The 17538-nt window shown below is 39.0% G+C and carries 14 protein-coding genes, 8 tRNA genes and 1 rRNA gene (1 of these 23 cut by a window edge); all 23 read right to left on the bottom strand.

The genetic code is table 11. The features are described 5' to 3' along the window. Window positions 1-36 precede the first annotated feature (36 nt). Entirely contained in the window at window positions 37-1284 is a 1248-nt protein-coding gene (locus BHF70_RS10835) for an alcohol dehydrogenase catalytic domain-containing protein (protein WP_075760226.1), read from the bottom strand. Between the two features lie 165 nt (window positions 1285-1449). Continuing rightward, a complete protein-coding gene (locus tag BHF70_RS10830) occupies window positions 1450-2133 on the bottom strand; it encodes a TIGR00266 family protein (protein ID WP_075760225.1) in 684 nt (227 codons plus the stop codon). Between the two features lie 30 nt (window positions 2134-2163). Next, on the bottom strand, window positions 2164-3768 hold the full coding sequence (locus BHF70_RS10825; protein WP_075760224.1) for a CTP synthase: 1605 nt from the start codon (window positions 3766-3768) through the stop codon (window positions 2164-2166). 416 nt (window positions 3769-4184) lie between these two features. Then, on the bottom strand, window positions 4185-4823 hold the full coding sequence (gene dhaL, locus BHF70_RS10820) for a dihydroxyacetone kinase subunit DhaL (RefSeq protein ID WP_075760223.1): 639 nt from the start codon (window positions 4821-4823) through the stop codon (window positions 4185-4187). Between the two features lie 156 nt (window positions 4824-4979). After that, complete coding sequence (locus tag BHF70_RS10815) at window positions 4980-5978, bottom strand: dihydroxyacetone kinase subunit DhaK (protein WP_075760222.1); 999 nt, start codon at window positions 5976-5978, stop codon at window positions 4980-4982. A 13-nt stretch (window positions 5979-5991) separates the two neighbouring features. Next, window positions 5992-6849, bottom strand: coding sequence for a sugar phosphate isomerase/epimerase family protein (locus BHF70_RS10810; protein ID WP_075760221.1), 858 nt, complete (start codon window positions 6847-6849; stop codon window positions 5992-5994). A gap of 12 nt (window positions 6850-6861) precedes the next feature. Then, entirely contained in the window at window positions 6862-7314 is a 453-nt protein-coding gene (rpiB, locus tag BHF70_RS10805; RefSeq protein WP_075760220.1) for a ribose 5-phosphate isomerase B, read from the bottom strand. An 85-nt stretch (window positions 7315-7399) separates the two neighbouring features. Beyond that, window positions 7400-8314: a cupin domain-containing protein gene (locus BHF70_RS10800; RefSeq protein WP_075760219.1), complete on the bottom strand. Its 915-nt coding sequence runs from the start codon at window positions 8312-8314 to the stop codon at window positions 7400-7402. Between the two features lie 30 nt (window positions 8315-8344). After that, window positions 8345-9379, bottom strand: coding sequence for a PTS fructose transporter subunit IIC (locus BHF70_RS10795; protein WP_075760218.1), 1035 nt, complete (start codon window positions 9377-9379; stop codon window positions 8345-8347). A gap of 56 nt (window positions 9380-9435) precedes the next feature. After that, window positions 9436-9738 carry a PTS fructose transporter subunit IIB gene (locus BHF70_RS10790; protein WP_075760217.1) on the bottom strand — a complete coding sequence of 101 codons (303 nt, stop codon included), beginning with the start codon at window positions 9736-9738 and terminating at the stop codon, window positions 9436-9438. Window positions 9739-9786: 48 nt separating this feature from the next. After that, window positions 9787-10254, bottom strand: a complete 468-nt coding sequence (locus BHF70_RS10785; protein ID WP_075760216.1) for a PTS sugar transporter subunit IIA — start codon at window positions 10252-10254, stop codon at window positions 9787-9789. A 23-nt stretch (window positions 10255-10277) separates the two neighbouring features. Then, complete coding sequence (locus BHF70_RS10780; RefSeq protein ID WP_075760215.1) at window positions 10278-11156, bottom strand: class II fructose-bisphosphate aldolase; 879 nt, start codon at window positions 11154-11156, stop codon at window positions 10278-10280. Window positions 11157-11212: 56 nt separating this feature from the next. Continuing rightward, window positions 11213-13168 carry a BglG family transcription antiterminator gene (locus tag BHF70_RS10775; protein WP_075760214.1) on the bottom strand — a complete coding sequence of 652 codons (1956 nt, stop codon included), beginning with the start codon at window positions 13166-13168 and terminating at the stop codon, window positions 11213-11215. A gap of 484 nt (window positions 13169-13652) precedes the next feature. Then, window positions 13653-14312 (bottom strand): C40 family peptidase, encoded by a 660-nt coding sequence (locus BHF70_RS10770; protein WP_230973752.1) that lies wholly within the window; start codon window positions 14310-14312, stop codon window positions 13653-13655. Window positions 14313-14611: 299 nt separating this feature from the next. Then, window positions 14612-14685: transfer RNA gene (locus tag BHF70_RS10765), tRNA-Arg, on the bottom strand. An 83-nt stretch (window positions 14686-14768) separates the two neighbouring features. Then, window positions 14769-14854 (bottom strand) — tRNA-Leu (locus BHF70_RS10760). 27 nt (window positions 14855-14881) lie between these two features. Further along, a tRNA-Val gene (locus BHF70_RS10755) sits at window positions 14882-14954 on the bottom strand. Window positions 14955-14985: 31 nt separating this feature from the next. Beyond that, window positions 14986-15059, bottom strand: a tRNA-Asp gene (locus BHF70_RS10750). 28 nt (window positions 15060-15087) lie between these two features. Next, a tRNA-Ile gene (locus BHF70_RS10745) sits at window positions 15088-15161 on the bottom strand. A gap of 5 nt (window positions 15162-15166) precedes the next feature. Beyond that, a tRNA-Thr gene (locus BHF70_RS10740) sits at window positions 15167-15239 on the bottom strand. A 37-nt stretch (window positions 15240-15276) separates the two neighbouring features. Continuing rightward, window positions 15277-15348 (bottom strand) — tRNA-Glu (locus tag BHF70_RS10735). Between the two features lie 54 nt (window positions 15349-15402). Continuing rightward, window positions 15403-15475: transfer RNA gene (locus BHF70_RS10730), tRNA-Asn, on the bottom strand. A 67-nt stretch (window positions 15476-15542) separates the two neighbouring features. Continuing rightward, window positions 15543-17538 (bottom strand): 23S ribosomal RNA (locus BHF70_RS10725) (it continues 889 nt past the right edge of the window).

Genomic DNA, 17538 nt, shown 5'->3' with positions numbered 1-17538 from the left:
CCCACAGCATTCATAATTAATATGCTGTGGGTTATATTAAAAATTGGCAAGTAAAATATCTTCTGCTTCTTTATTCCAAAAGCCTCCATGTTTATCACAGGCATCAGCCAGCTGACCAAATACTGGATTATTTTTTTCCAGTTTTCTAAAATCCTCAATTGCCGTCAACGGCATATTAATGTGATTATATATGATTTTTTTCTCTCCCTGCATTTTCTTTAAATAGAGAGTTGTGTCAACAACAGCATCTATTCCTCCAATATGTGTAATACCAATTGCCGGATTGATCTTCTTATTATCTATAATTTCTAAAGCTTCTTCCATATCTGAGCGAAGTCCCCCCGAAGAACCAATTAACTTTGTTTTGAGATAATGACTTCCATAAATATTCATTCCAGCACGATATTTCTTGTCTGCGGTTGCCGCATAAATATTCATACACCCATCCATTGCCATAATCCGATTACCGATTTCTGCCACATTTTTAGGAGGTGCATACACAAATACATCATCATATCCTTTTTCTAGAGTAATAGCAAGTAATGCAGGAACAGGATCTGTTAACATAGACGGATTAATATAATATAATTCAACCCCATTCCTTCTTGCCTCCTGAACCGTAATCAATTTTCTGACTTTTTCAATACGTTCTTCATTGGTATCTGTTATCACAAGTCTTCTAGGCTTCTTTTTCATTTGTAATACATATCGGATTGCCATGATTCCCATAGGACCACAACCTCCCAAAATAATCGTATTCCCACCTTCACGGATTCCTAAAATATGTTCATGTGATCCTGGAATCGTGTGATAATTGGAATGAAAACTTCCAACAATACTATATAAAGCCTGTGCCATTGCTGGCTCGTAGAAACTATCCCCCTCATACGATATCAAACAACCCTTTTCAATTATGTCTCCGGGAATAATACAATATGTTGCTGCGCCTCCAAAATACTTATATGAATACCCTGGCGACTCAATCTGACCCGGAATCTCTGGAACAATTACAAACCGCTCTCCCTCATGATAATCATCCTTCCATTTTTTCCCTACTTTTTCAATAATTCCTGAAAACTCATGACCTATCAGAATGGGATTGGTATGAATATTTTTGGGAACTCTTAAATGTCTCTGAGCAAGAGTTATTTCTTTCAGTGTAGACATAGCAATCCCATTACAAATAACCTTTAATAAAATTTCATCTTCTTTTATCTCGGGAAGATCAAATTCTTCCAATCGTATATCTTTTACTCCATAAAGACGTACACCTCTTACATTCATTTATATCCCCCTAACAACCATTTTTTTATCATTGTCTATTTTCTTTATTATATCATATTTACTTTTGCATTTCTTTTTTATTATTTAGAACAAAACCATCAGGTCCGCATGGTCCTTCCAAATAAAAAAGAAAGCGTTAATTTTTTACAATTAACGCTTTTCCTCTTACTCTTTTGAATCAGGAAAATAACCTGCAATCCTTCCTGCAAAATCATTGAAATTCATTGTCTGTAAAATAATTTTTCCTGGACCTGTAAGTTTCGTCAAAAACAATCCTTCTCCTCCAAAAAATATATTTTTCACACCTTTTACTCTTTCTATTTCATAAGATACACTTTCTTCAAATGCAACAACGTTTCCTGTATCTACAAGGATTGTCTCACCTGGAGCCAGTTCCTTTGTGATAGCATCTCCATCAATTTCAAGAAATGCTGTTCCTGTTCCGGAAAGTTTTTGAAGAATAAAACCTTCCCCGCCAAAAACACCTGCACTAATCTTTTTTGTAAATACCGTACTGAGCTGGACCGTTTTCTCTGCACATAAAAATGCATCTTTCTGACAAATCAGACTTCCATTTCCCTGAAAATCAACATTCATAATTTTTCCCGGTACAGAAGACGCAAAAGCGATTTTTGCTCCTTCCTTTTGTGCACTGTAAGTAACTACAAATAATGACTCTCCTGCAAATTTTCTTCCAAGTCCCTTTAGCAGTCCGCCTTCCATCTTGGTATCCGCCTTAACAGATGAATCCATCCAGGTCATAGCTCCTGACTGGGTAAACATTGATTCACCCTTCCCAAGTTCCACTTCCACAGCTGGTACTGTACTTCCAATAATTTCATATTTCATAACGTTCTCCTTTCGGGACCAGTTGATGCTTTATTTCTGATGATCTAAAGCAGCCTTAATAAATCCTTTAAATAACGGATGGGCCTTATTTGGTCTGGATTTAAATTCTGGATGAGCCTGTGTTGCCACAAACCAAGGATGAGATGGAATTTCAACCATTTCCACTATTCTTCCATCTGGTGAACATCCTGACAGCATCATTCCATTTGCCTGTAACTCATCACGGTATGCATTATTTACTTCATATCTATGACGATGTCTTTCATGGATTTCCTTTTCTCCATACAGCTGTGCTGCCTTAGAGCCTTCTGCCAGCACACAAGGATAAGAACCTAAACGTAAAGTTCCTCCAAGATTCTTTAATCCATCTTTATCTGGCATAATATGAATCATTGGATGTGTTGTATCCGGATCAAACTCCTGACTGTGTGCATCTTCGTATCCAAGAACATCTCTTGCAAATTCTACAAGAGTCAGCTGCATTCCAAGACAAATTCCAAGATAAGGAATCTTATGTTCTCTTGCATATTTAATAGCACAGATCATACCTTCAATTCCACGGTCTCCAAATCCTCCTGGAACAAGTATTCCATGAACTCCTCCAAGCATCTCATCCACATTGTATGAACTTACTCTTTCAGAGTCCACCCAGCGTATATTCACATCTGCAGAATTGGCAACTCCTGCATGTTCCAAAGATTCAACAACACTGATATAAGCATCATGAAGAGATACATATTTTCCTACCAGCGCAATCTCTACTTTATGTTTTGGATTCTTCCAGTTATCAATCATCTGTTTCCAGTCATCCAGATCCGGTTCCGGACATGGCATATTCAGACATGTACATACTTCCTGTGCCAGATGTTCTTTCTCCATCATCAATGGTACTTCATAGAGAACTTCTGCATCCAGATTCTGAATAACACGGTCTCTATCTACATTACAGAACTGTGCAATCTTTCTTTTAATTCCGTCATCCAGAGGATAATCAGAACGACATACAAGAATATCCGGCTGGATTCCCATTCCCTGAAGATCTTTTACACTTGCCTGTGTTGGTTTTGTTTTTAATTCTCCTGAACTCTTCAGATATGGAATCAGAGTCACGTGAATTAAAATACAGTTTTCATGTCCAACTTCATGCTGGAACTGTCTTAAAGCTTCCAGAAATGGCTGACTTTCAATATCTCCTACTGTACCGCCAATCTCGATAATGGCAACTTCCTGACGGCTGGTATCATCGCTTCTGTAAAAACGGCTTTTAATTTCATTGGTTACATGTGGAATGACCTGTACTGTATTTCCGCCATAATCTCCACGACGTTCTTTTGATAAAATACTCCAGTAAACCTTACCTGTGGTAACATTTGACTTCTTGTTCAGGCCCTCGTCGATGAATCTTTCGTAATGTCCAAGATCCAGGTCAGTTTCTGCCCCATCATCTGTTACAAATACTTCTCCGTGCTGAATTGGATTCATTGTTCCTGGATCAATATTGATATATGGGTCAAACTTCTGGCTTGTCACATGATAGCCTCTTGCTTTCAGTAATCGTCCCAGAGAAGCAGCTGTGATTCCTTTTCCTAATCCGGATACCACTCCACCGGTAACAAATACATATTTTACTGGCATGATATTTTTTCCTCCTATATGTGAATTATTCTTTATAAATCTTCTAACTAAAGTATTATGATAACATATTCTTTCTTATTTGTCATTTACTGATTGAGAAAAAAATGAAAGTGCTCATACAGCTGCTAAATAGATAGAGGATAGTATGAATGATTGATGATGATTTTAAGAAATTCGGGGGTATGTATGGCTGAAATGCCAAAAGGAACCAAGATCTTAAAATAAGGGGATCTGTCAAAAAACTTATGTGCTACTATATAAGCACTTTCTACTGATAAGTTATCATATTATATTTTCCTTGTCAACCCATTAATGTAAATATTTGTAATTTTGTATAATATAAAACAGGAGCCAGATTTTCGTGACTCCTGTTTTACTGAATTGTATGAATATAATATATAGAGGTTAAATTGATATTATAGTAATTCTTTTGCTGCGGTTCCTATGGTTGTGATAATGAAATAGCAACTTGTTGCTCCTGCATCCAAAACTCCTCTGGAACGTTCTCCAAGACGGCTTGCACGTCCGATCTTTGCTACAAGATCTTTTGTTGACTGCCATCCTTTTTCTGCTGCAGCATTCATTTCGTCCAGACATTCAGCAAATTCTTTTCCTGCTTCTTTGGCTGCTACAAAAGCTTCTTTGGCTGGAACTAAAGTATCTAACAAAGATTTATCTCCAACCTGTGCAGGGCTGATATCCTGAATTCCTTCTACTGCACCTGTAATCATCTCTGCAAATACATCTGCATCAATATCTTCTGCATCTTCACATGCCATTGACATTTCATCAAATAACATTCCGTAAAGAGGTCCCATTGATCCACCAATATCCTCCAGAAGAGTAGCACCAAGGATAGATAGACCTTCTGATAAATTATAAGTCTGTCCTTCCAGTTTCTTTTCACACATGGTGAATCCTTTGTTCATATTGATACCATGATCTCCATCACCAATTTTTCCATCGATTTCACTTAAGTAATCTCTCTGTTCCTGGATTGTTTTGATTAATTTATCCACAACTACACCTGCATCTGCATTTTTAAAACTTGACATATTCCTTCTCCTTCCAAAGTCTCTTTCGTTACTGACTTTATTTTATCACAGTATATTTTTTTCCCCAAACAGTTTTAGGTTCAAATATGGCACAAATAATTGTGCCATATTTTACCTTGAGAATGTCTTCTCTATATTTATGAAAGAATTATCATTTTAAAACTGCTTTAATCCTGCAGAATTAGCCGGCATATCTATGCATTCTTTTAGCTCATCATCTAACTTCATGACTGTCAAGGTAACCCCCATCATCTCAAGCGATGTAAAATAATTTCCTACATATGAACGATGTACTTTAATTCCCTTTTCTGACAAAACTTCTTCAACTCTGTCATATACAATATACTGTTCCATCACTGGTGTTGCACCCAGTCCAGATAACAGTACAACTACTTCATCTCCACTTTCAAATGGGAGATCCGGAATAATAATATCCAGCATTTCATCTGCAATTTCACTGGCAGTCTTTAATGGCTGTACATTAATTCCTGGTTCACCATGATGTCCGATTCCAACTTCCATGGTTCCGTCTTCGATCTGGAAATTTGGATGACCTACTGCCGGAATTGTGCATGGTGCTGTACCAATTCCAACAGAACGTGTATTGTCAATTGCTTTTTGTGCTACCGCAATAACCTCATCAAGACTTCCTCCCATGGCTGCTTTGGCGCCGCCGACTTTCCACATAAGGACTTCTCCGGCAACACCTCTTCTTTTTTCGATTTCATCTTTTGGTGCAGAAGCACAATCATCATTGGCAACAACTGTTTTTACTTCAATTCCCAGTTTCTTTGCCTTACGCATTGCCATTTTTACATTCATATTATCTCCTGCATAATTTCCATACAGGCAGGCAACACCTTTTCCAGAATCTGCTTCTTTCATTGCATCTAAAAATGCCTTTGCAGTTGGTGAAGAAAAAATTTCTCCTACTGCTACTGCATCACAGAGATTTTCTCCAATATATCCTATAAAAGCCGGTTTGTGTCCAGATCCTCCTCCGGTTACGATTCCAACTTTTCCTTCTACCGGTGCATTTTTATATTTAATAACTCTTTCATTTTCTGTTGTTGATACAATATCTTTATGAGTTTTTACAAACCCTTTTAACATATCTTCAACAACATAATCAGGATTATTTACAATTCGATTCATGACCTGTTTCCTCCTATAAAGCATCTGCAATTGCTTTCAGATTTTTCAATCCTTCAATTGCCAGCTCTTCTCCTGTATCTGCAAAATTTCTCCAGATTGCACAGTTTCCTGCTAATTCTTCAAAGCTTGGATCAAATGACTCAATAACCAGAGGTCCTTCGTATCCAATTTCTTTTAATGCAAGGAAGAATTCTTTAAATGGAACCAGACCGGTTCCTGGAATTCCACGGTCATTTTCATTTACATGAACATATCCGAGATATTCTTTTCCACATTCTTTTACTGCTCCTGCAAAGCTCTTTTCCTCACGAATCATATGGAAGCAGTCAAGATGTACTTTCATATTGTCAACTCCCACGTCTTTACAAAATTGAACAGCATCTGCTGCAATATTCAGAAAATGTGTTTCAAACCGGTTAACACATTCTACACAAATGTTCACTGTTCCTGTTTCCTTTGCATATCGGGCAACCTGACGCATACATTCAACGCCCCATTCCCATTCCTGGTATGTTCTAGGTTTCTTTGTTATATATCCCCATCCGGCATAATTTACTCCACCAAGAATAGGAGCTCCTAATTCATTACAGATATCTACACATTTTTTCATAGCTGAAACTGCTGCCTGACGGATTTCAGCATCTGGAGAAATCGGATTTGTTTCCAATGTTAATGTTGTGGTACATACACAATCTATTCCTACTCTTTCCAATTCAGCTTTTACTGCTTTTGTTGGAAAAGTATATGGATTAGCGATTGCAAAATCAATAACTTCAAATCCAAGTTCTTTTGCTTTTGGGATAATCCAAAGATGCTCTTCTTTGAAATTTTCAGCCCAGATAAATGTATCTACTCCAAATTTAAAATACATACCTATATCCTCCTATTTTCCACAAAACTGGTTTTCATAGTGCATGATACGTTCAACTTTTTCTGTAGACGGTCCATCTTTAAAAGTAAGCCCCATCCAGATATCCAGTAAATATAAAGCCAGCTGTGGTGCAATAACTCTTGCGCCCATACACATAACATTTCCATTGTTGCTTAAGATAGATCTTTCTGTTGAAAATGGATCATGGCAGACTGCTGCACGTATTCCCGGAACTTTATTTGCTGTCATGGCCATTCCAATTCCCGTTCCGCATACAAGAATCCCACGATCACAAGTCCCGTCTGTTACTTTTTCACAGGTTCTCACTGCAACATCCGGATATAATTCAACTTCTCCTTCTCCTACACCATTATCAATAACTTCATGTCCTGTTTCCTGAAGTCTCTTTTTAATAGTTTCTTTTAACTCATAAGCTGCTTCATCACATCCTAATGATATTTTCATAATGATCTCCTTCTAAACTGTATAACAGTTCTGTTTCTGATTATTAATACAGGATGATAGGGTTTCCCTATCATCCTGATTTTTCTTACAGTTCTGTAATGGCAAATACTACTTTAACTGGTTTATTTTCAAAATTCACTAACTGATATTTTGTTCCTGCTGGAAGGAAGAATGTATCTTCTGGTTCCAGAACAAAGCTTTCCTGAGCATCTACCAGATTTACTGTTACAGGGCCATCAACACAATATAATGCACCATCTCCTGCATGAACATCTGGATCTGAACATCTTGGTCCATAACCACCTGCTGGAAGAATCATTTCTCCAAAATGTCCATAATCATTACTTGTAATGAATCTTAACATCATTGGATGAGTTGTTCCATGTACATTATTCAGTTTTTCAAAATCACGTACTGCATATACAGCACCTGTTTTTCTTGCTTCTTCAGGATCTACTGGCCAATGTCCAATATCATCCGTACATCCCTGTCTGGAGATATCTTTTATAGCTCCTCGCATATCAGGCAGGTTTTCATTATTTGGTCCTTTGTAGAATTTAGTTTCTTCTTCAGTTGGAATTACTGCTGGAGGAATGGATTCACTCCATGCTTTTGGTGTAATGAAATAAAGAATTCTGGCTTTTTCGTCAGAGAAGTTATGGCAGCAATGCCATGCACCTTCTGGCATGAATAAACCTTCTCCTGTCTGCAGATAAGCGAACTGTCCATTACCACTTCTCTGAAGTACAGGTCCATTTAAGATATAATAGGATTCATCTCCAGGATGGATATCAAGCGGTGCAAATACTCCTCCTGGTCCTAATTCGTAAATTCCTAACATGAAAGTATCGGTTGTAATCATCGTAAATGTATTATCTGATGTAAATGCATTATCCGGTGGATACAATGCTGTAGAATAATCTTGTTTACGGATTAACATCGGTTTTTTCTTGTCCGGTTCAAAAGGGAATCTTCCCATAATATCAAATAATTTTGCCATTTTTATTTCTCCTGTCCTTTTTTATAAACTCTATTTTTCTTCTTCCGGTTTTGTAACCAATACGATCAGTGCTGCAGAAATTGCACCTGCAATAATCAATGTAATGAAGAATGGTACTACTTTATTCATAGCAAATACTACGAATACACCACCATGAGGTGCTCTGATGGTAATTCCCCATAAATAAGAGATTACTGCTCCAACTGCAGAACCAACCATGTAACATGGAATATATTTCAGATTTTTAGCTGCATATGGAATTGCAAACTCTGTGATCATACATAATGCTCCTGCGAAGCATCCTGGAATACCATCTCTGTCTTCCTGTGTAAATTTCTTAGGTGCAACTAACATAGCAAATGCCATTGCTAATGGAGGTGCACAGCAAGCAACAAAGTTTGCAGCCATTGGTGCAAAGTTTCCTGTTTCCATACATGCCAATGCAAATGCATACGCAACCTTATTACATGGACCACCCATGTCAAATGCAAGCATACATCCTTGCACAATACCAAGAAGTACCAGGTTTCCTGTTCCAAGACCATCCAGCATTTTTGTTAACCATTGTGTCAATGCTCCTAAAGGCCCACCAATTACATAATGCATCAATAAACAGATTACTGCACATCCAATAACCGGAATAATTAATGTAGGAAGAAGTGATCTTAAAGCGTTTGGTAATGGAATCTTCTTTAACCAGTTTACAAGATATCCTGCCAGGATTCCTGCGATCAAAGCACCGATAAATCCGGAACCATATCCCATTCCCCACGGATCCGTTGCCATCCAGCCTCCGAACATACCAACACAGATACCTGGTTTATCAGCAATTGAATATGCTACATACGCTCCCAGAATTGGTACCATAAATGTACCTAATCCGATTTTACCAATCCAGAAAATAGTAGATGCAAAATTTCTTCCCGGTTCTACTGTATTCGGGATATTATATCCTCCTAACAAAAATCCTAATGCTACCAGGATACCTCCGGCTACTACGAATGGTAGCATGTACGATACACCTGTTAAAAACGCTTCTTTGATATCATCAATAACATCTCTCATTTATCTTTCCGTCCTTTCACAAATATTTTTCATTTTCCTCAATTTTTGAATTTTTACTATTCCATTCCGCTAAAAATAATGTTTGGGTCCTTAATTACGTCATGTGGTTTTGTCTGAAAGATTTTGTCTTTGTAAGGTTCGAAGCGTTCTGCCTTTGTAATACCAACGTCATTGGCAAAAACGATCAAATCTGCTTCTTTGATCTCACGGGTCTTTAGCTTGTCCTCAATTCCTAAAGCTCCCTGTTTTTCAACTTTGCACTCGTGTCCCCTCTCTTTACATACTTTCATAATGGCTTCCGCTGCCATGTAGGTATGTGCGATACCGGTTGCACAAGATGTGATTGCTACTACTTTCATAAGTTTTCACCTCCCGTTTTCTTTTTCTGGCATGTAATAACATACCGATTACATATTGCTTATGCCATGAATCAGATCTTCATAGCTTTCTGCCGTTCCAAGAAGTTCTAAAAACTCTTCGTGTGCTAACATCCCTGCTAATGTTGCAAGAACTCTTAAATGGTAATCATTGGCTTGATTGTCAGAAATAGCCAATACAAAGATGTATTTGACCTCGCCCGACTCCCCTGCAGACTCATAGATGAAAGGTTCTTTACATCTACAGAATCCAATTCCTGGTTTTATAACTTCTTTACATTTTCCATGGGGAATTGCAACAAAGTTTCCCATATATGTCGGACCAAGTGTTTCTCTGTATTCAAGTGCTTCTTTGTATGCTTTTGCATCTGATACAAAGCCTGCTTCTTCAAATTTGCGAGTCATTGCATCAAACATATCATCTTTGTCTTTAAAAGGCTCACAATCAAGAATTACCATTTCATCAAGCAACACTTCTGCTAAATTCACGCTGCCCATGAAATACCTCCCTGATTTACTTTTTATTTTCCATTTTTAAATGCACTGATTACGTCTTTTGCATAACCTTTCATGAATTCATATGCTGCTTCCTGTAATTCATGATATGCGATCTTTCCTTCTGTTTCTGCTACTTTATCTGCAACAAATTTTGTTGTTGCCTTTGCCATATAAGAATAATAATTAATCTTTGAACATCCTGCACTGATAGCATTCTGAACCTGGTCAAATTCTACCCCTGAAGCCCCATGCATAACAACGCGGCATGTATCAGGAATAGCTGCACGTAATGCTTTTACCCTGTCAATATCCAATACTGGAGGTTCTGCATAGATTCCATGCATTGTTCCAAAACATACAGCTAATGCATCACATCCTGTTTCTTCAGCAAATACTTTTGCCTCTTCAGGTTCTGTAAAAAATTCTTTGATATCTTCATTTGTCAGTACTCTGCTTTCAGCATCTTCATGTGTATCTTCTTCTGTAGATGCCATTACACCTAATTCGGCTTCTACTGTTATTCCCGCTGCATGCGCAAACTGAACAAATTTCTTAACTTTCTCCAGATTTTCTTCAAAAGGAAGTGCACTGCAATCATACATGATGGATGGGAAACCTATTTTAACCGCTCTCATAACAAATTCATAATCACTACCATGATCCAGATGTACACAGACAGGAACTCTTGCTTCTTTTGCATATTTCAACATAACCGGCCCAATTCTCTCGATTGGAATCAATGTATCATGTACCTGTGCGTGGTCAATGATAATCGGTGTGTTCAATTCTTCTGCTGCTCCGATAACCGCACGAACTGTTTCCTCATTTGGTGTGTTGATACAAGGAATTCCATATCCTTCTTTTTCAGCGATTTCCAAGATTTCTTTCATGTTTACTAACATTTTGACATCCTCCTGTTAAATATAGTTAATATTTTTATAATCTCTTTTTGAAATAACTATCTGAGTTCTTTTATCAGTATTTCATAGATTTCTTTTGGTTCTTTTGCCCCTATGATTTTTTCTATTGCTTTCTTATTGTCTATAAGACTATATAGAAACTTAAATAATTCTACAATTTCCTCTGAGTTTTCAAAATTAATCGCAATAAAAAATACAAGCTTAACTTTCGATGTATTTGACCATTGTACCGGATATTTCATTTTCAGTAATACTATTCCACTTTCCGCTACATGTTCCTTATACACATGGGCCATGGCAATCTGATTTCCTATGGTGGTAGGCCGTCTTTCCTCAAGTTCAAAAACTTTTTCCGTCACATCTTCCTCCAGACATCCTTCCTGACACAATAATTTACTTGCCTCGGCAATAGTTTCTTTTTTTGTTGCTGTCATTACGTCCGTTAATATCAGTTCTTTGCGAAATGTTTTACGAACCGTGTTAAATAACTGCTGTTTTTGCTCTGTCCTCGTATAAACATCCATATAGTTTATGATTTTATTCAAATCCATCTGCGTCACATGTTTTGTTATTTCTATTGCATTACTTTGCTTTTCTTTCAAAGGTACTGTTGAAATTACCAGCTTCCCCTGGGTATTTTCCGGTTTATAATCATTAATATGAACCGTTTTTACAATTTCGAGATTATCTATCTCATTTTCAATCTTCATCACATCATATTTTGCCGTATAAATATCTGTTGCTGTTACTAAAATACCTTGTTTTTCACTTCGACTGTCAATCGATGCCTGATGGATCAAAAGAGTAATCCATGCAATTTCATCCTGCGTCAAAACAAAACCAATGTTATTTTCCAGATAAAAAGCATACGTAAGACATACTGCATAAATACTTTGAAGATTTTGCTGAATATCTTTATGTAAGTCGTCCCATTCAACTAGCATATAATCATGTTTTACTTTGACTTTCATCAGAAAAGTAGCAATCTGCTTCTCCAGTTCCCGGCGCTTTATTGTATTTTCTTTCTGCATTACATTAAGAACAATAGAAACATAATCGTTTACCAGATCCATCAGTTCATCGTCCTGTATATCTGCCTGAACCTGACATGTCCGTGCAACATATAGCTTGGCAGCCAGAAACTGATATTCCAGTTCCATTTTTTGTTCATCCGGAAAAAATCGGTCTAAAATATCTTTTGCCGCTTTCATATAAGCTGAATCCAATTGTGTCATTGTCCGATTTTCTGAGTTGGTTACCTTTTTGCCTTCCAGAATACGTCTTTTTGCAAGCAGCAAATATTCAGTAATTCTACAAAATGCAATATCCACAAAAACCACTTTCAATTCTTTTTCTACCTCAGCAAGACAACTTTGCGTCTGCATAATATCTTCTTTTGAGTAGTAATCAGAAAAGAATGTAAAAGCTCTTTTGCTGATCCGGTAATCCAAGTTTTCTGGTAAATCGTCAATATAAGCATGTTTCCAGTATTTTGTATTTTGTGTATCTACAATTGCTTGTCTTATATCGAATTCACGGCCAACAATTTTAATTCCCTGATTTTTTCTTTTTGACAACTCTAAATGAAATTGTTTCAAATATTCTTTTACAGAATCCAGATCTTTCTGAATTATTTTCCTGCTGACACATAACTCTTCTGCAAAAAGCTGTATAGTATAGTTGGCTGGAAAATTAAACAAAATATCTAAAATATAATTTTTCCGGTAGAAAAAAGATTCCGGATTACTATTTGCGTATGAATCAAGTTCTTCCAATATTTTTTCACGCTGCTCATCTGTAGCTACAAGGCAGATTCCCTTCCTTGGTACACATAACAATTTTGCACCAAATGCTTCTACCCCATCTCCTATTTCGCTTAATGAATGTTTGATGGAACTTACAGATACTCCTGTCATTTCTGACAATTCATCTGTGGAATAGAATCCATACATATCAACCATAGACCGGATGACTTTTTCCTGTAAGTTATTCATGACAGGCCTCCTCAATGAATAAAACTTTCTGTAGCAGTTGTATGTTCTAACTACTTTATGTCTATATTATAAATGATTTTTGTCGAATTTGTACACAGCTCATAAAATCCGTTTTTGTACTGAAATTAATACAATTAGTGCAAAAAAATGATTAATTTGCCCTTACATTTTTTAATTTTACCTTTTGTATATATCAATAAATTTAAATAACAAACATTACATAAAAAGTCTTTTCCAGTGAAATTATCTAAGAACAAAGCGGACAAGTCCGCTATCAACTCCCTGTATCCCTCAATCATGAGGGACTTGCTCCTCTTTGCGTGCCGATGTGCAGCAGTTTTAACTGCTTTCCTTTGCACATCGTGCACATCCACGCGGAGCGTTTTTTATTACATAGGAAATTCCCCTGAATTTCCTATGTAATAAAAAAGGGATTACAAAATAATTATTTTGTGATCCCTTTGATTTCTATATAATATTTAAATTAATTTACAATTCTTCTAACACAAACAATTCTACGATAATTTGCTCTTGGAGAAATTTTAATTCCTGTTTTTCTTGAACTTGCATGGACAATACGACCGTTTCCAATATAAATTGCTACATGTCCATCATAACAGATAATATCCCCTGGCTGTTTACTACTATAAGAAACTTTTCTTCCTGCTTTTCTAAGCTCATAAGATGTTCTTGGAAGATTATATCCAAAACAACGATAAATAGATCCAACAAATCCTGAACAGTCAGCTCCATAATTAAGATTTGTTCCTCCATATACATATGGATTTCCAACAAATCGCTGAGCGAAGCTTGCAACTTTCTGTCCTTTCTGATATGAAGTACCTGTTAATGCAGGAGCATTTGTATTAATGTAAACATATTTCTTTAAAACATAACCTGTTCTATTTCCAACTTTTACCTTACGCCAGCTTCCGCTTGTACCGTATACTGTAACAGGTGTTCCAATCTCCAGTCTTCTAATAACTCTGGATTTCTTAGACTTTCCGGTTCTTAATTTACACCAATGACGAAAAATCTTTCCGCTATATCCAGAAGCTGCTTTCACTTCCTTCTGTGGTGCTGTTCCTACACCTGCTGTTAATATAAATAAAAATACGACTACTAATACTGTAATCTTTTTCATTGTCGATTTCATTATCTTCCCTTTCAATTAAATGTTACGCTTGTATTACATTTCTATAGAATTTTACCACAAAGTGAAATAAATGTAAAGTTTTTGTCGTATTGTTCTGATTTTTATAATGTAGGAAGATTTATCTTATGATGCAAGATAAAATAGCTATATAATACAATCATAGAAGAAAGCGGAAAATCCCGCTTCAACTCCCTTTGCACATCTGCGCGGAGCGTTTTTTATTACATAGGAAATTCAAAGGAATTTCCTATGTAATAAAAAAAGGACTTACTTATGTAAGTCCTTACCGTGGGCGAGAAGATTCGAACTCCCGGCCTTCTGGTCCGTAGCCAGACGCTCTATCCAGCTGAGCTACGCCCACATTTGTTGTCTTAGACAACATTAGATATTATACTATATCTAATTATAAATGTCAATGTATTTATTAAATACTTTTAACATTCATGCCGCAGACCGGAATCGAACCGGTACTCGATTTAACTCGAACAGGATTTTAAGTCCTGCGCGTCTGCCAGTTCCGCCACTGCGGCATATATGCAGCATTTTCTGCATATAAATGGGACCAACAGGGCTCGAACCTGTGACCCCTTGCTTGTAAGGCAAGTGCTCTCCCAGCTGAGCTATGATCCCACAAATAACATACTATTTTTTAAATAGTAAACGACCCGGATGGGAATCGAACCCACGACCTCCGCCGTGACAGGGCGGCGCTCTAACCGGCTGAGCCACCGGGCCAAAATAGTTATATTATTAAAAATTTCAATGGACCCTCGGGGACTCGAACCCCGGACCGATCGGTTATGAGCCGATTGCTCTAACCAACTGAGCTAAAGGTCCTTTGAAGCCGTTGACCGGACTTGAACCGGTAACCTGCTGATTACAAATCAGCTGCTCTGCCAATTGAGCCACAACGGCACACATGAGACTATACTCATTACATGCTGAAAAGCAATGACTCCAACGGGATTTGAACCCGTGTTACCGCCGTGAAAGGGCGGTGTCTTAACCACTTGACCATGGAGCCTTTTTTCTGACCGCTTCACGGCCTTCTTTTCCTGATACCTCCCGGTATCTTGACCTCCCCGAGCCGGGCTCGAACCAGCGACAGCACGGTTAACAGCCGTGTGCTCTACCAACTGAGCTATCGAGGATCATCAGGCTTGTGCCTTCAAAACATCATACAAGATCTCTTGCAAGTCATCCCTCACTCTGCCTTCTCTGGTTAAAGCCTCGACCGATTAGTAACAGTCAGCTCCATGTATTGCTACACTTCCACCTCTGCCCTATCAACCTCGTAGTCTTCAAGGGGTCTTACTACCTTATGGTATGGGAAATCTTATCTTTAGGGGGGCTTCACGCTTAGATGCCTTCAGCGTTTATCCCTTCCAGACTTGGCTACTCTGCCATGCACTTGGCAGTACAACAGATACACCAGCGGTCCGTCCATCCCGGTCCTCTCGTACTAAGGACAGCTCCTATCAAATTTCCTCCGCCTGCGCCGGATAGGGACCGAACTGTCTCACGACGTTCTGAACCCAGCTCGCGTACCGCTTTAATGGGCGAACAGCCCAACCCTTGGAACCTGCTACAGCTCCAGGATGCGATGAGCCGACATCGAGGTGCCAAACCACTCCGTCGATGTGAACTCTTGGGAGTGATAAGCCTGTTATCCCCAGGGTAGCTTTTATCCGTTGAGCGATGGCAATCCCACGTTATACCACCGGATCACTAAGTCCTACTTTCGTACCTGCTCCACCCGTCGGTGTCACAGTCAAGCTCCCTTCTGCCTTTGCACTCTTCGAATGGTTTCCGACCATTCTGAGGGAACCTTTGAGCGCCTCCGATACCCTTTCGGAGGCGACCGCCCCAGTCAAACTCCCCACCTGACATTGTCCCCCGGCCGGATCACGGCCGATGGTTAGAAATCCAACATGATAAGAGTGGTATCCCAACAGCGACTCCATAAGGACTGACGTCCTTACTTCTCAGTCTCCCACCTATCCTGTACATATCATGCCGAATCCCAGTATCAAGCTGGAGTAAAGCTCCATGGGGTCTTTCCGTCCTGGCGCAGGTAACCAGCATCTTCACTGGTATTTCAATTTCACCGGGTGTGTTGTTGAGACAGTGCCCAAATCATTACGCCTTTCGTGCGGGTCGGAACTTACCCGACAAGGAATTTCGCTACCTTAGGACCGTTATAGTTACGGCCGCCGTTTACTGGGGCTTAAGTTCAAAGCTTCGCTTGCGCTAACCTCTCCCCTTAACCTTCCAGCACCGGGCAGGCGTCAGCCCATATACTTCACCTTTCGGTTTTGCATAGACCTGTGTTTTTGCTAAACAGTTGCTTGGGCCATTTCTCTGCGGCCACTCTCATGGCACTCCTTCTCCCGAAGTTACGGAGTCATTTTGCCGAGTTCCTTAACAACACTTCTCCCGTCGGCCTTAGGATTCTCTCCTCATCCACCTGTGTCGGTTTACGGTACGGGCACATATGAAACAATAGCGGCTTTTCTCGACAGCCAGGGGCCTGGACTTCCCTACTTATGTTCGGTACGCATCACGTCTTCAGATCATCAGGCGGATTTGCCAGCCTGACTCCTACCTCGCTTGCTCCGGGCTCTCCATTCCCGGATTCCATTCCCTGTCTGTGTCCCCACAGTTCTGTCCATATGTGGTACAGGAATCTCAACCTGTTATCCATCGACTACGTCTTTCGACCTCGCCTTAGGTCCCGACTTACCCAGAGCAGATCAGCTTTACTCTGGAAACCTTAGATATTCGGCCTGAAGGATTCTCACCTTCATCTCGCTACTCATTCCGGCATTCTCTCTTCCATGAAGTCCACCACTCCTTTCGGTATGGCTTCATCCCTCATGCAATGCTCCTCTACCAATGCATTCGCATTCCCAAGCTTCGGTGTCGTGTTTCAGCCCCGGACATTTTCGGCGCAGGGACTCTCGACTAGTGAGCTATTACGCACTCTTTCAATGAATGGCTGCTTCTGAGCCAACGTCCTAGTTGTCTTCGAATCCCCACATCCTTTTCCACTTAACACGCACTTTGGGACCTTAGCTGTGGGTCTGGGCTCTTTCCCTTTTGACCATCCAACTTATCTCGTATGGTCTGACTCCCATGAACCATCTGTCTGGCATTCGGAGTTTGATATGCTTTGGTAAGCTTTGACGCCCCCTAGGCAATTCAGTGCTCTACC

The sequence above is a fragment of the Anaerostipes sp. 494a genome (genome assembly GCF_001940315.1).
GTDB lineage: Bacteria > Bacillota > Clostridia > Lachnospirales > Lachnospiraceae > Anaerostipes > Anaerostipes faecalis.
Note: the sequence above shows the minus strand (reverse complement) of the source record. Positions and strands in the feature narration are given on the sequence as shown.